This window comes from Streptomyces sp. NPDC088923 (assembly GCF_044749745.1).
In the GTDB taxonomy this organism is placed as follows: Bacteria; Actinomycetota; Actinomycetes; order Streptomycetales; family Streptomycetaceae; genus Streptomyces.
Genome location: NZ_JBIVIO010000007.1, coordinates 224,698 through 237,995, shown reverse-complemented (window position 1 = coordinate 237,995; position 13,298 = coordinate 224,698). Strand labels below are relative to the sequence as shown.

Here is a 13,298-nt window from a genome sequence, read left to right as displayed (position 1 = left end):
GCGAGCCGGACGCCCCGCCGTGTTCTCCGGCGCCGTGCGATGGGAGGATGAGGCGCCATGGAGGCCGGGCCGGTGGGACGCGTGCTGAGAGCGGCGATGTTCGCCGCCGTCTCCGTGACGCTCGCCGCGACCGGACACGTCCTCATGTCGGCCACCCCGCTGCCCCTCTGGGTACTCGCCGTCGCCTTCGTCTCCCTCGCGCTCCCCGGCTGGTGGTTCGCCGCCCGCGAGCGCGGCCCCTGGCTCGTGACCGCCCTCGCCGTCGCCACCCAGGGCGTCCTGCACAGCGCCTTCACCGCCGCGCAGTCCGCCCTCGGTCCGGCAGGAGGTCCGCCAGGCGGTACGACGACGGCCGCGCTCACCGCGTCCCCGTACGAAAACCTGTGCTCCATCGACGCGGGCGGCCCCGTGAGCGCCGGTGGCGGAGCCGGGGGAGCCGACCTCATGGCGGGCATGGACCACTCCGGCATGGCCGGGATGGACCACTCCGCCATGGGCCACATGGCGGGCATGGACCACTCGGGATCGCTCGCGCCCATGGCCCACATGGGCCACGACATGGGCGGAATGTCCTCGACCGGCATGCTCGCGGCGCACGTCCTGGCCGCCCTCGTCTGCGGCATCTGGCTCGCCCACGGCGAGCGCGCGGTCTTCCAGGTCCTGCGCGCCGTCACCGGCTGGCTGCGCGCCCCGCTCCACCTCCTCCGCACAGCCCCGCTGCCCGCGCCCCGCCGTCGCCTGCGCCCTCGCAAGGGCCTCAGCGACCGGCTGCCCCAAGGGCTGCGCTGTGCCCGCGCCCTGGAGCGGCGCGGGCCACCGGGGGTGCTCGCCGCGTCCTGACGACGCGGCAGGCATTCCGGAGGACGCATCCAGCCGCACGCGACCGGTCCCCGACCGGCCGCCCGGTGGCGTACCCGCACGGAGCGGCGGCCGGCCGCACCGGCGTCGGCACGCCTCATCCGTACGAGGAGTCCTCCGGCACACCCGGCCCCCGAGGGCCAGGGTGCCCCCTTTCACCGGAGACCCGGAACCGCAGGCAGGCTTCGGCCCGCCCTGCCGCGTGTCCGCACGCCGCCCGTGTGTTCCGCCGTCCCCGGACCGATCCGTGAAGGACTCACCTGGCGATGAACACCACGCTGCCCGCCCCGCGCGGGCCACAGCGCGCCACCGTCCCCCGGGACAGAACGGCGGAGGACTCCGCCGCGACCGCCTGGGCACTCGCCGCCCGCGCCGGCGACCGCGAGGCCGCCGACGCCTTCGTACGGGCCCTGCACCGCGATGTCGTGCGGTACGTGGCCCACCTCTCGGCCGATCCGCAGGCGGCCGAGGACCTCGCGCAGGACACCTTCCTGCGCGCGCTGCGGACACTGCACCGCTTCGAGGGCCGCTCCTCGGCCCGTACCTGGCTGCTCGCCATCGCGCGCCGCGCAGTCGTCGACGACTTCCGCAGGGCCGCCGCGCGCCCCCTGCTCGCCGACACCGACGACTGGTGCCTGACCGTCGAGCGGAACCAGCCGACCGGACTGCCCGGCTTCGAGGACGGGGTGGTGCTCCAGGACCTCCTGGCGGCGCTCCCGTACGACCGCCGCCAGGCATTCGTGCTCACCCAGCTCCTCGGGCTCTCCTACGCGGAGGCCGCCCGAGAGGCCGGCTGCCCCATCGGCACCGTCCGCTCCCGGGTCGCACGGGCGCGCAGCGCCCTGACCACGCGACTGGAACAGGGAGAGGAGGAGACCGAAAGCCGGGCCCTCGCGGCATAGCCCGGCCGCATTCCGGAAGCGTGCGGACGGGACGGGAAGCCGCACCCCGTCCGCACGCACAAGGATTGGGCTGGACGCGCGCCCGCTCCGTCCTCGTCCCGGCGGGCGCACGTCCCCCTCGGTAGTCGGTGCGGTACCGAGGGGAGTTCCCCGGTTACGCGGAGGGACGACAAGAGTGAACTCCCGGCCATACGCGGGTACATCCGCCTCGTCCAAGGCCGCCACCAAGAGCGCGGCCCCGGCGGAAGGTGCCCCCATGACCCACGAGCCCAGCGTCCTCGACCTGACCTCCCTCGAACCGGTTGCCACGTTCTGCGGCAACTGCAATTGCGGCTGCCCCCAGCTCTTCGTGGACCCCGCCGCCACCGAGGATCGCCGGATCGTCCTCACCGACGACTTCGGCCAGCGCGTCCAGATGAGCCCCACCCAGTTCGCCGACCTCGTGAACGAGGCGAAGGCGGGCAGCCTGGACGCGGTGTTCGGCGCCTGACGGTGCTTCGGCGCGAAGCCCCGGCCTCCAGGCGGAGGGACCCGCCCGACCGTGGGGCACGACGCCGACCGGCGAATGACCGGACGACTTCGCGGATGGCCGGGTCCAGCGGGTAAGAGGGAGCCGGCCCTCGACTGCCGGGAGGTGACGCGGACCGCCTCGATCGCGGGGCGCTCCGTGCGGAAGGCGCGGCCGGTCAGGTCCGGGACCGGCCCCGCCTTCGCGTCCAGCCCGCCTCTGCCCAGCTCCCGGGCGACGGCTGCGACCGTCTTGCCCGGTGAGCCGACAGGCGCGAACGCGTATCCGCTCGGATTCCTCCGGCGGCGTCGCGGCGGTGGCTGTTCCGCGGGAGACGCCGAGTTGCCGGATCGGCGGCCGTCGGTCGCCGGCCGACGGTCGCCGGCCGGCGGGTGTCGTCGGCCGCACGGGGCCGGATCGACGAGGGGTGTATCGGTAATGAAAACCATTGTCGTATGCTGTCTCCCGACCCGCTGCGGAGCAGTCCGCGCGGGAGCCCCGCGAGGCGTGGGAAAGCACGTCCGCGCACGTACGAAGGACAGAGATGAAGACCGGTATCCACCCCCCGTACGGCCCCGTCGTCTTCCGCGACCGCGCGGCCGGATTCGCCTTTCTGACGCGGTCGACCATGACGAGCGAACGGACCGTCGAGTGGGAGGACGGCCGCACCTATCCGGTCGTCGATGTCGAGGTGTCGTCCGCGAGCCACCCCTTCTACACCGGCACCGCGCGCGTCATGGACACCGCGGGGCGGGTCGAGCGCTTCGAACGGCGTTACGGGCGCGGGACCGGCCGATGAGGCCGCGGGACAGCTCGCCCCTGCCGGTCGTGCTCGTGGCCGGGCTGCACGCCGAGGCGCGGGCGAGGACCGTCGACCACCTGCTGAGCGTCGTACCCGGCAGCGTCGCACTCCACCACGACCTGCGCGACGCCCTCTCCGGAGCGGTCGTGCGCGAGGTGCGCGATGCCTCCGGCACCCGCGCCACCGGTGAGACGCCCCTCGTCAACGACTGCGCCTGCTGCGCCTTGCGCGAGGACCTGGTCCCCGAGCTGCGGCGGCTCGCGGACGACGGCACGACGCGCCTCGCCCTCGTGGAGTTGTGGGACTCCGTCGAACCGCGCGCGATGGCCGAGGTCGTCGTCGCGCACGCGGGGGAGTCGCTGCGCCTCGGCACCGTGCTCACCGCCGTGGACCCCGCCCTCGTCCTCGCCTGCCTCGGCAACGGAGACGACCTCGCCGAAGCCGGTCTCGCCGCCGCGTCGACCGACGAACGCACCGTGGGCGACACCTTCGCCCGGCAACTGGAGTACCCGCGCGTCCTCGTACTCGCCGGACAGCAGGAGGAGTACGACCCCGACGATCTTGCCCTGCTCGCCCAACTGCACCCCACCGCAACGCGCCTGCCGCTGGGCTCCCCCGAACTGCGCGGCCTGCTCCGGGAGGGCTTCGACACCGAGGCGGCGGCAGCGGCCCAGCACCCGGCGATGGCACTCCTCCCGCAGGAAGCCCACGAGGCAGGGATCGGCACCCTCGTATGGCGCCACCGTCGGCCCTTCCACCCCGGGCGCCTCTTCGAGGCGCTGGAGGAGTTGTGCTGCGCGGCGGTACGCAGCCGGGGCCGTTTCTGGCTCGCCGACCGGCCCGACACGCTGCTGCACTGGGACGCGGCCGGCGGCGCGCTGTGCGTGGAGGCCGCCGGACCCTGGCTGCGCGGACTCCCCGACGCCGCCTGGGATCTCGTACCGCCGCTGCGCCGGGCCGCCGCCGCGCTCGACTGGCACCCCGAACACGGCGACCGCGAGCAGCACCTCGTCTTCACCTCACCCGACCTGGACCGCGAAGGCATCGCCGCCGTCCTCGCCTCCTGCTTGCTGACCGACGCCGAAATGGCCGGCGGCACGCAGGCGTGGAAGGACTTCCCGGCCTCCTTCGACCAGTTCCTCGACCCCGTCCACTGACCGGTTCCCTCCACTGACCTGTACCCCAGGAGCCCTCCCGTGCCCCGTCCCACCCACCGCCGCCGTGACGCCCGCGCCTCGCGCCCCAACCCGCTGGACGCCGCCGGGATCACGTACATCGACTACAAGGACACCGACCTGCTGCGGAAGTTCATCTCCGACCGCGGCAAGATCCGCAGCCGCCGCGTCACCCGGGTGAGCGCTCAGCAGCAGCGGCAGCTCGCGGCCGCGATCAAGAACGCCCGTGAGATGGCGCTCCTGCCCTACAGCAGCCGCTGACCACCCGCCGCCCACGCGGCACGGCCACCGCGGCCCCGACTACGCCGCACACCGCCCGTACGCCCCCGCCCCCACCGGCCTCCGATCCGCAACCCCGGTAACCCCGGTAACCCCAGTAACCCCAGAGAAAGGAAGGCCCCATGGCCGTCCCCAAGCGCAAAACCTCCCGCGCCAACACCCGTCATCGCAGGGCGCAGTGGAGGGCGAGCGCCCCCAAGCTCGTCACCGTCACCGTGGACGGAGTCGCCCACCGCGTGCCCCAGCACCTCGTGGCGGCCTACCGGCGCGGCCTGCTGCGCCCCGAGGAGTGAGCGCGATGGCCGGGCGTGAACTCCCCGTGACCGTGCTCTCCGGCTTTCTCGGCGCGGGCAAGACGACCCTGCTCCAGCACGTCCTCGACAACAGGGAGGGTTTGCGGGTCGCCGTCATCGTCAACGACATGAGCGAGGTGAACATCGACGCCGCCCTCGTACGCGGCGGCCCGGCGGCGCTCTCCCGCACCGAGGAACGCCTTGTCGAGCTGACCAACGGCTGCATCTGCTGCACGCTGCGGGACGACCTGCTCACCGAGGTGGACCGCCTCGCGCGGGAGGAACGCTTCGACTACCTCCTCATCGAGTCCAGCGGCATCTCCGAACCGCTGCCGGTCGCCGCGACCTTCGCCTTCGCCCGCGACGACGGCGCGAGCCTCGGCGAGGTGGCACGTCTCGACACGATGGTCACCGTCGTGGACGCGAGGAACTTCCTCGCCGAGCTGGACGCGGGCGACGACCTCGCCGAACGGGGGCTCGCCGCGTACGAGGACGACGAGCGCACCGTGAGCGATCTCCTCGTCGACCAGGTCGAGTTCGCCGATGTCCTCGTACTCAACAAACTGGACCTGGTCGGGGAGCGGGACGCGGAGCGGCTGCGCGCGGTCCTCGCGCGGCTCAACCCGCGCGCGCGTCCGCTGTCGGCGGTACGTGGCCGGGTGCCGCTGCGCGAACTCCTGGACACCGGGCGCTTCGACCTCGCCCGCGCCCAGGAAGCACCCGGCTGGGTGCGTGAACTCAACGGCGAACACACCCCGGAGACCGAGGAGTACGGCATCTCCTCCCTCGTCTTCCGCTCGCCGACGCCCTTCCACCCAGGCAGGCTCTGGGAGTTCGTCACCGAGCGCATCGACAGCGGCAGGTACGGGCGAATCCTGCGCTCCAAGGGCTTCTTCACCCTCGCCGGGCGCGAGGACGTGACGGGACTGTGGTCGCAGGCGGGTGCCGTCGCGCGCTTCGAGCCTTCGGCCGTGCGGGACCGCGAGGTGCCCGACGCTCAGGAAGTCGTTTTCATCGGAACGGAGTTGCGCGTCGAAGCGCTCCGCGCCGCCCTGACCGACTGTCTGCTGCGCCCGGGCGAGACGGTCCCCGCCGATGATCCCTTCCCGGCCTGGAACACCGGCGAGGAGTGCGCGCTGCCCCATGACCACGCGCACGCGTCCCTCGCGGCGCCGGCCCGATGAGCACCTCCCGCGAGGCCCGGCCGCCACAGGTCACGGTGCGCGCCGGGGTGTGCGTGGGCGCGGGGCAGTGCGTCCTCGCCGCCCCCCGGGTCTTCGACCAGGGCGAGGAGGACGGCCTCGTACGCCTTCTCGCCCCGCGCCCCGCGCCCGCGCTCCTCGCGGACGCTCGCGAGGCGGCCCGGCGCTGCCCCTCCGGCGCGATCACCGTGCACGAGGGGACAGGACACTGAGCGGCCCCGTACCGCACCCGTACCACCACGCCCCCCACGCCACCCGATCCCTTCTCCTGGATGGAGTCCGTCCATGTCCCCCTCCTCCCTTCCGCCGCACCCGGGCAGACGCCGCTTCCTCACCGCGGGCGCGGGTGCGGCGCTCGCACTCGGAGCGGGTGGCGGCCTCCTCACCGCGTGCTCCTCCGACGAGGAGAAACCGGCCCGGGGCGAGGACGCCGGCAAGGGGCGCTCCGGCGGCACCTTGCGGGCCGCGTTCGTCGGCGGCGGCGCCTCCGAGACCCTCGATTTCTTCCGCGGACCCACCGCGCTCGACATGGTGCGCGCCCGTGCCTGGCACGGCACGCTCGGCAACCTCGACCCGAAGGCCGAGGACGGGGTCCGCTACGGGGTCCTCAAGGACATTGGCATCTCCGCGGACCTCGGCACGTACACCCTGCGGCTGCGCGAGGACGTGCGCTTCACCGACGGTTCACGGCTCACCGCCGATGACGTCCTGCACTCCCTGCGGCTCGCGGGCGCCAGCACCCTGCCCGCCTTCAAGCTCATCGCGCTCAACTTCGACCTGAAGGGCGCGCGGGCACACGGCGCCCACGAGGTGGACCTGCCGACCCTGCGGCCCATCGCGGACGGGCGCCTGATCCTGTGCCAGGGCAACTTCCTCGTCGTCAAGGACGGCACCCGTGAGATCACCGCGCGCACCCCGAGCTGCGGCCCCTTCAAGCTCACCGAGTTCACCCCGGGCCAGGGCACCGCCTTCCGCCGCCACGACGACTACTACGGCGAGGGGCCACTGCTCGACGGCCTCGAACTGCGCTCGATCGCCGACGCCCAGGCCCGCGCGGGCGCGCTCACCAGCGGGCAGGTCGACTTCGCGCACGATCTCTCGCCGGTCGCCGCCCGCACGCTCGGCAAGGACGGCCGGGTCCGGCTCGCCCCGTCGAAGAGCCCGTACCTCGTCGCGCTGTCCTTCCGGATGAACATGCGAACCAAGCCCTTCGACGACGCCCGGGTCCGCGAGGCGTTCAAACTCGCCGTCGACCGCGAGGCACTCGTCCGCACCGTCTTCCACGGCGAGGCGACCGTCGGCAACGACCTGCCCTCGCTCGGCTTCCCCGACTACGCGAGCGACCTCCCGCGGCGCGCCCACGACCCGGAGCGGGCACGGCGACTGCTCGAACGAGCGGGCGCCGACGGCATGGAGATACGGCTCACGACCGGCCCGGAGACCCCGGGAATGGTCGAGGCGGCGACGTTGTACGTGGAGGACCTGCGCGCGGTGGGGGTACGGGCGAGTCTGCGCGAACTGCCCGCCGGGCAGCTCTTCGCCGACTTCGCCGCGTACAGCAAGCTGCCCTTCGTCGCGGCCTACCAAGTCCCCGTCCCGGCACTGCCCACCTACCAGATGAACACCGCCGGCGGCTCGCCCTCGGCACTCGGCTGGAACCGGCCCGACGTGGACGCGCTCGTGGCCAAGGCGCGGGCCGCCACCGGAGCGAAGGCGAGCGAGACCGGTGGCAAGGCGCAGCGCAAGCTGTGGGAGGAGGGCAATACGGTGCTGCCGGTCTTCAAGCCCTACCTCAACGCGCAGGCGACCGGGGTCGGCGGCGTCGCTGACGACCTCTTCGAGCAGTTCCCCGGCTTCTCGCACGCGTCGCTGCGATGAGCCTCCCGGTCTTCTTGGCCCGCCGGGCGGGCTGGGCCGCCGTCCTGCTCGTCCTCGTCACCGGCCTCGTCTTCGCCGCCACCGCCGCGCTGCCCGGTGACGCGGTGAGCGCGGTCGCGGGCACGGACGCCTCGCCCACCGAGCGCGCGGCGGTACGCCACTCGCTGGGACTCGACCGACCGGTTGCCGAGCGGTACGCGCGGTGGGCGGGGAAGGCGGTACGAGGGGACCTCGGCACCGGGTTCGTGGGCCACCGGCCGGTGACGCGGGTGCTCGCCGAGCGCCTGCCCGCGAGCCTGCTCCTCGCGGGGCTCACCCTGCTCCTCGTCGTGCCGTGCGCCCTGGTGCTCGGGCTGTGGGCCGGGCTGCGCCGGGGGAGGGCACCGGACAGGCTCGTCTCCCTCGTGGCCCTGACGGCGGCAAGCGTCCCCGAGTTCGTGACGGCTGCGCTCCTGATCGCGGTCTTCTCGGTGGGACTCGGGCTGCTGCCTCGCGTCGTCCTGGTGCCGCTCGGCGGCTCGCCCTTCCAGGCGCCGAGCGGGCTCGTCCTGCCGGTCCTGACCCTCGCGGGGGCCGGGCTCGCGACAGCCACCAGGCTCGTGCGCACCGCGGTCGCCGAGGTGGACCGCAGCGCGTACATCGAGGCGGCACGGCTCGACGGGGTGCGTGGTGCCCGGCTCGCGCTGCGACATGTCCTGCCGAACGCGTTGGGACCGGCGGTGCAGGGCCTCGCCCTCACGACGAGCGGCCTCGTGGGCGGGGCGGTCGTGGTCGAGAGCGTTTTCGACTACCCCGGCATCGGCCGGGAGCTCCAGCAGGCGGTGGCGGCGCGGGACGTCCCGATGGTCCTCGGCATCACCACGGCGCTCGCGGCCGTCGTCCTGCTCCTCCTGCTGCTCGGCGACGTCCTCGCCCGGCTGCTCGACCCGAGGGGAGGGACAGGGAGGTGAAGAGGCTCGGAAAGCGGGGAGTCCGGGAGACGGAGAGGGAAAGACCGGAGGTGCTGAAGGGGGACGCGGTGGCGCGGGTGAGTGGAGATGCGCGGCGGTCCCATGGCGTGCTGCCATGGCTCGCGGGGGCCGGTGCCGCCCTCGTGCTCGCCCTCGCCCTCGTCGGCCCCCTGTTCGCACCGCACGACGCGCGGGCCCAGCTCGGAACGGCATACGGTGGCCCGGCCCCCGGACTGCCGCTGGGGACCGACGCGCTCGGCCGCGATGTACTGAGCCGGGTGCTGTGCGGCGGACGCCGGATGGTCCTGACGGCGGGCACGGCGACCGTGCTCACGAGCCTGGTGGGCGGGGTCGCCGGCGTGCTCGCGGGGCTCGCGCCGGTACGGGTGGGGGAGACGGTGCAGCGGCTCTTCGACGTGCTCGCGGTCGTCCCGCCGCTGCTGCTCGTCCTCGTGCTCGCGGCCGGATTCCCCGGCAGCGGCCCGGCCACCGTCCTCGCGCTGGCACTGGCCACCGCGCCGTTCTCGGTGCGCGTACTGCGTGCGGCGACGGCCCGCGTCGTGACCACCGCTTACGTGGAGACGGCGCAGGCGCGCGGGGACTCGGCGCTGCGCGTGGCCCGCTACGACCTCCTGCCCAACCTCGCGGGAACCGCGCTCACGGAGGCGGGGCTGCGCCTCGTGGCCTCGCTGCACCTGGCGGCGACGGCGGGCTTCCTCGGCCTCGGCGGGAGCGGTGCGGAGCCGGACTGGGGGCGGATGGTGAGCGAGAACCTGGCCGGCGCCTCGCTCGTGGTGGTGCCCTTCCTCGTCCCGACCCTCCTGCTCGTGGCCCTCTCGGTGTGTGTCGGACTGCTGGCCGACCGGTTTGCCGGAGCGGAGGCGGCGGGATGAGGGCCGAGGGAGCGGGCCGGGGAGGCGGCGGAGAGAGGGAGCGCGTCACGAGCGCCGACGGCTTGCGGGTCCAAGGGCTCACGCTCGGCCCGGCCTCCGGTGGCGAGTCCGTCCTCACGGAGGCGAGCCTCGTGCTCGGCGCGGGACGGATTCTGGGCGTCGTGGGCCGCTCGGGTTCGGGCAAGAGCAGCCTCGCGCTGGCGCTCCTCGGCCACGTCAGGCCGGGACTCGCGCTGCGCGCCGGCCGGGTGCGCGTCGCGGGCACCGATCCCTTCACGCGACAGGGCGCACGGCTCGTACGGGGCCGGCTCGTCGCGTACGTGGGCCAGGACCCGGCGGCGGCCCTCAACCCCGCGCGGGGGATCGGCGCGCACCTCCTGGACGCGGTGCGGCGCGCCGGCGGACCGCGTGAGAAGGAGGCGGAGCGGGTCGCCACGCTCCTCGACCGGGTCCGGCTGCCCGCCGCACGCGCCTTCCTGCGGCGGCGTCCGCACGAGGTGTCAGGTGGCCAGGCGCGGCGCGTGGTGCTCGCCGCCGCGCTCGCGAGTGCGCCGCGCGTCCTGGTCCTGGACGAGCCGACGGCCGGTCTGGACGACGCGCTCGCCCGGGAGGTGCGGGAGCTGATCGAGGAGACGGTGCGGGAGGAAGGAAGGTCCGTTGTGCTCGTCAGCCACGATCCCCGCTGGGTGGGTGCGCTCGCGGACGAGGCCGTACGGCTGGAGGCGGGACGCGTCGTGGCGCGCGGAACGCCCCGGGAGGTCCTGGCCACCGACCCCGCACCGCCCCGGAGGCGGAGAGCGGCGGAGGCCGGGCGTGAAGGCGGGCTCCGTGCTTCGGGACTGGTGGTGGTGCCCGCGCGCGGGGCCGCGCCCGTCCTGCGCGGCGTCGGCCTCGCAGTGCCCCCGGGGACGTGCACCGCCGTGCTCGGTCCTTCCGGCGCGGGCAAAACGACTCTCGCGCGCTGCCTGGCCGGTCTCCTGGCCCCGGAGGCCGGCACCGTGGAGTGGCACGACCGGGAGGGCGTGGGCCAAGGCCCTTCCGCCGCTGCGCAGTTGGTGGCACAGGACGCGCATGGCGCGCTCAACCCCAGGGAATCCGTCCGGCGCGCCCTGACCCGCCCGCTCACCGGTCTTCGCGGTTTCGGCCCGGACCGCGCGGCGGCGGAAGCCGGCGCACTGCTCGCCAGGGTCGGGCTCGGCGCGGAGATCCTCGCGCGGCGTCCTGCCGCTCTCTCGGGCGGGGAGCGGCAGCGGGTGGCGCTCGCGCGTGCTCTCGCGGCGGCGCCCCGCGTACTGGTGTGCGACGAGGTGACCTCCGCTCTCGACCCCGACACCGCGACCGAGATCGTGGACCTGCTCGACGCACTGCGCCGTCGGGACGGGCTGACCCTGGTCCTCGTCTCGCACGACCTCGCGGCCGTCGCCCGCTGCGCGGATCGCGTCGTGGTCCTGGACGGCGGCGAGGTGGTCGCTTCGGGCGCCGCGTCCCAGGTGCTGGGGCAGCCTCCGTACGCGGTGCCGAAGCCGGCGCGAGGGCAAGAGCCGTCGCGACGGGGCCGTGCCACCCGGGGCGAGGAGCAGGAGTAGGCGACGCCGCGGTGCGGGAGCCGCCGAGGGTGCGCTGTGGCGGGGCCGGCCGTGCACGGTGCGGACGGCCGGCCCCTGCGCCGCGAGGCACGCGCGGCCGGGCTGTCGCGTCCCCGGCCGCTCGTGGTGCCCCGCCTCGGTGAGCACCACGAGCGGCCCTCCGGCCGGGCTCAGTCCGCGAGCCGCTCGGCCAGCGCCTTCTTGTCCACCTTGCCGACCGGCGTCAGGGGCAGCGCGGTGACGACGACGAACTGGTCGGGGACCTTGTAGGCGGCCAGTCCGCGCTTCTCGCTCAGGTAGCGGCTGAGCTCCGGTGCCTCCGGGGCAGGAGCGGCGGAGCACGTCACGAAGGCCACGGCCCGCTCGCCCCGCGCGGGGTCGGGCAGGCCGACGAGTGCCGCCGCGCCGATGCGCGGGTGTGTCAGGAGGTGTTCCTCGACCTCCGTCGCCGCGATCTTCTCGCCGCCGCGGTTGATCTGGTCCTTGACCCGCCCCACGACGACGAGATGCCCGGAGGGAAGGCGCCGCACGAGGTCGCCGGTGCGGTAGTGGCCCTCCGGGGTGAAGGCGCGCGCGTTGTGTGCGGCGGCCCGGTAGTAGCCGCGCGGGGTGTACGGGCCCCGGGTGAGGAGTTCGCCGGGTTCTCCCTCGCGGACGCGGGCACCGTCCGGCCCGACGACGAGGATCTCGTCGTCGGGGGAGAGCGGACGGCCCTGCGTCGTACGGATCAGCTCCGCGGGGTCGTCGAGCCGGGTCAGGTTCAGCAGTCCCTCGGCCATGCCGTACACCTGCTGGACCGTGGCCCCGAGCGCGGGACCGAGCCGGGCGGCGAGCGCGTCGGCCAGCCGGGCTCCGCCGACCTGGACGACACGCAGCGTGCGCGCGGAATCCGGGTCGGCGGCGGCTTCCTCCATCCAGTGCGGGACGAGCGGCGGGCTGAGCGCGGTGAACGTGACCCCCTCGCGGGCGATGAGTGCGAAGCCGGTCTGCGGACTCGGGTCGGGCGCCAGGACGACCGTGCCGCCCGCGAAGAGTGTCCCGAGGACGCCGGGACAGGCGAGCGTGAAGTTGAAGGCGACGGGGAGCACGGCGAGGTAGACGGAGCGCGCGTCAAGGCCGCACACCTCGGCGGCGGCACGGGCGTTGTAGGCGTAGTCGTCGTGCGTGCGCGGGATGAGCTTCGGCAGACCCGTCGTGCCGCCGGATAGCAGCAGCAGGGCGAGGTCGCCGGGCGCGGGCGGGTCCTCGACCGCCCTCCTCGCCGACTCCGTACGGCGCAGGGCGGCGTACGGCACGAAGTCCTCGTGCGGACCGGGGTCCCCGACCACGATCACCTGGCACGCGTCCTGTCGCGGCAGCCCGGCGAGCACTTCGCGCATGAGCGTGCGGTGGTCGTGGCGGGCGTGCCGGTCCGGCACGACGCAGGCGACGGCGCCGGAGAGGCGGATCAGGTGCGTCAGTTCGGCGCGGCGGTGTCCCGGCATCGCGTGGACAGGCACGGCACCGAGGTGTTGCAGGGCGAACCACAGCAGGACGAACTCGGCGACGTTGGGGAGCTGTACCACGACGCGGTCCCCGCGCCCGATACCGAGGGCGCGCAGGCCGGAGGCGAGCAACTCGCTCTCCGCGGCGAGTTCGGCGTACGTCCAGCGGCGCGTGCCGTCCACGAGGGCGGTACGGCCGGGGCGTTCGAGGCCCCACGCGGTCACTTCCTGGCCGAAGGCGCGCCCGCGCCAGTGGCCGGCGCGCCGGTAGCGCTCGGCCGCCTCCCGGGGCCAGGCGGGGTGGTCGGGGTCCTTCGGGTGTTCGTGCGGATCGTGCGAGTGCGGGGGGCGAGGCATGCCGTGCTCCTGGGGCCTGGTCGTAAGGGACGGGCGGAATGCGCCCTTGAACGTTCGAGAATCTAATGATAATCATTTTCAGGTGCGGCTGTGACCCCCTCGCGGCTCTCGCCCGTACGGGCGAACCGAGC

Annotated in this window: 14 protein-coding genes; 13 read left to right on the top strand and 1 reads right to left on the bottom strand. The window is 74.3% G+C overall.

Translation table 11 applies throughout. From position 1 onward, the window contains the following. The first annotated feature begins 57 nt into the window (after nucleotides 1-57). The 13 genes from ACIP4O_RS24750 to ACIP4O_RS24690 all read left to right on the top strand — a co-directional run bounded on the left by ACIP4O_RS24750 (nucleotide 58) and on the right by ACIP4O_RS24690 (nucleotide 11,326). Entirely contained in the window at nucleotides 58-840 is a 783-nt protein-coding gene (locus ACIP4O_RS24750) for a hypothetical protein (RefSeq protein ID WP_401577606.1), read from the top strand. 284 nt (nucleotides 841-1,124) lie between these two features. After that, nucleotides 1,125-1,760 (top strand): sigma-70 family RNA polymerase sigma factor, encoded by a 636-nt coding sequence (locus tag ACIP4O_RS24745; RefSeq protein ID WP_401577604.1) that lies wholly within the window; start codon nucleotides 1,125-1,127, stop codon nucleotides 1,758-1,760. Nucleotides 1,761-2,016: 256 nt separating this feature from the next. Continuing rightward, on the top strand, nucleotides 2,017-2,250 hold the full coding sequence (locus tag ACIP4O_RS24740; RefSeq protein ID WP_401577602.1) for a hypothetical protein: 234 nt from the start codon (nucleotides 2,017-2,019) through the stop codon (nucleotides 2,248-2,250). A gap of 562 nt (nucleotides 2,251-2,812) precedes the next feature. Beyond that, a complete protein-coding gene (locus ACIP4O_RS24735; RefSeq protein ID WP_401577601.1) occupies nucleotides 2,813-3,067 on the top strand; it encodes a type B 50S ribosomal protein L31 in 255 nt (84 codons plus the stop codon). After that, nucleotides 3,064-4,227: a CobW family GTP-binding protein gene (locus ACIP4O_RS24730; protein WP_401577599.1), complete on the top strand. Its 1,164-nt coding sequence runs from the start codon at nucleotides 3,064-3,066 to the stop codon at nucleotides 4,225-4,227. The genes ACIP4O_RS24735 and ACIP4O_RS24730 overlap by 4 nt, the downstream gene beginning before the upstream one ends. A 39-nt stretch (nucleotides 4,228-4,266) precedes the next feature. Beyond that, on the top strand, nucleotides 4,267-4,506 hold the full coding sequence (rpsR, locus tag ACIP4O_RS24725; RefSeq protein ID WP_401577597.1) for a 30S ribosomal protein S18: 240 nt from the start codon (nucleotides 4,267-4,269) through the stop codon (nucleotides 4,504-4,506). 140 nt (nucleotides 4,507-4,646) lie between these two features. Then, nucleotides 4,647-4,817 carry a 50S ribosomal protein L32 gene (gene rpmF / locus ACIP4O_RS24720; RefSeq protein WP_401577595.1) on the top strand — a complete coding sequence of 57 codons (171 nt, stop codon included), beginning with the start codon at nucleotides 4,647-4,649 and terminating at the stop codon, nucleotides 4,815-4,817. Between the two features lie 5 nt (nucleotides 4,818-4,822). Next, nucleotides 4,823-6,001, top strand: a complete 1,179-nt coding sequence (locus ACIP4O_RS24715; RefSeq protein WP_401577594.1) for a GTP-binding protein — start codon at nucleotides 4,823-4,825, stop codon at nucleotides 5,999-6,001. Beyond that, on the top strand, nucleotides 5,998-6,231 hold the full coding sequence (locus tag ACIP4O_RS24710) for a ferredoxin (RefSeq protein ID WP_401577592.1): 234 nt from the start codon (nucleotides 5,998-6,000) through the stop codon (nucleotides 6,229-6,231). The genes ACIP4O_RS24715 and ACIP4O_RS24710 overlap by 4 nt, the downstream gene beginning before the upstream one ends. A 73-nt stretch (nucleotides 6,232-6,304) precedes the next feature. Continuing rightward, entirely contained in the window at nucleotides 6,305-7,897 is a 1,593-nt protein-coding gene (locus ACIP4O_RS24705; RefSeq protein ID WP_401577590.1) for an ABC transporter substrate-binding protein, read from the top strand. Next, nucleotides 7,894-8,847, top strand: coding sequence for an ABC transporter permease (locus tag ACIP4O_RS24700; protein ID WP_401577588.1), 954 nt, complete (start codon nucleotides 7,894-7,896; stop codon nucleotides 8,845-8,847). Before ACIP4O_RS24705 ends, ACIP4O_RS24700 begins: the two co-directional genes overlap by 4 nt. A gap of 107 nt (nucleotides 8,848-8,954) precedes the next feature. After that, nucleotides 8,955-9,740, top strand: a complete 786-nt coding sequence (locus tag ACIP4O_RS24695; protein WP_401577586.1) for an ABC transporter permease — start codon at nucleotides 8,955-8,957, stop codon at nucleotides 9,738-9,740. Further along, nucleotides 9,737-11,326, top strand: a complete 1,590-nt coding sequence (locus tag ACIP4O_RS24690) for an ABC transporter ATP-binding protein (protein ID WP_401577584.1) — start codon at nucleotides 9,737-9,739, stop codon at nucleotides 11,324-11,326. The genes ACIP4O_RS24695 and ACIP4O_RS24690 overlap by 4 nt, the downstream gene beginning before the upstream one ends. Before the next feature lie 170 nt (nucleotides 11,327-11,496). On the opposite strand, the gene ACIP4O_RS24685 is transcribed toward ACIP4O_RS24690, so the two are convergent. Further along, nucleotides 11,497-13,167 carry a (2,3-dihydroxybenzoyl)adenylate synthase gene (locus tag ACIP4O_RS24685; RefSeq protein ID WP_401577582.1) on the bottom strand — a complete coding sequence of 557 codons (1,671 nt, stop codon included), beginning with the start codon at nucleotides 13,165-13,167 and terminating at the stop codon, nucleotides 11,497-11,499. Between the last annotated feature and the right edge of the window lie 131 nt (nucleotides 13,168-13,298).

What these genes read in the sequence shown, in the direction of transcription:
- ACIP4O_RS24740 (WP_401577602.1), top strand. Translation starts at nt 2,017, where the DNA reads ATGACCCACGAGCCCAGCGTCCTCGACCTGACCTCCCTCGAACCGGTT.
- ACIP4O_RS24715 (WP_401577594.1), top strand. Translation starts at nt 4,823, where the DNA reads ATGGCCGGGCGTGAACTCCCCGTGACCGTGCTCTCCGGCTTTCTCGGC.
- ACIP4O_RS24730 (WP_401577599.1), top strand. Translation starts at nt 3,064, where the DNA reads ATGAGGCCGCGGGACAGCTCGCCCCTGCCGGTCGTGCTCGTGGCCGGG.
- ACIP4O_RS24745 (WP_401577604.1), top strand. Translation starts at nt 1,125, where the DNA reads ATGAACACCACGCTGCCCGCCCCGCGCGGGCCACAGCGCGCCACCGTC.
- ACIP4O_RS24705 (WP_401577590.1), top strand. Translation starts at nt 6,305, where the DNA reads ATGTCCCCCTCCTCCCTTCCGCCGCACCCGGGCAGACGCCGCTTCCTC.
- rpmF (WP_401577595.1), top strand. Translation starts at nt 4,647, where the DNA reads ATGGCCGTCCCCAAGCGCAAAACCTCCCGCGCCAACACCCGTCATCGC.
- ACIP4O_RS24685 (WP_401577582.1), bottom strand. Translation starts at nt 13,167, where the DNA reads ATGCCTCGCCCCCCGCACTCGCACGATCCGCACGAACACCCGAAGGAC.
- ACIP4O_RS24710 (WP_401577592.1), top strand. Translation starts at nt 5,998, where the DNA reads ATGAGCACCTCCCGCGAGGCCCGGCCGCCACAGGTCACGGTGCGCGCC.
- ACIP4O_RS24750 (WP_401577606.1), top strand. Translation starts at nt 58, where the DNA reads ATGGAGGCCGGGCCGGTGGGACGCGTGCTGAGAGCGGCGATGTTCGCC.
- ACIP4O_RS24690 (WP_401577584.1), top strand. Translation starts at nt 9,737, where the DNA reads ATGAGGGCCGAGGGAGCGGGCCGGGGAGGCGGCGGAGAGAGGGAGCGC.
- ACIP4O_RS24700 (WP_401577588.1), top strand. Translation starts at nt 7,894, where the DNA reads ATGAGCCTCCCGGTCTTCTTGGCCCGCCGGGCGGGCTGGGCCGCCGTC.
- ACIP4O_RS24735 (WP_401577601.1), top strand. Translation starts at nt 2,813, where the DNA reads ATGAAGACCGGTATCCACCCCCCGTACGGCCCCGTCGTCTTCCGCGAC.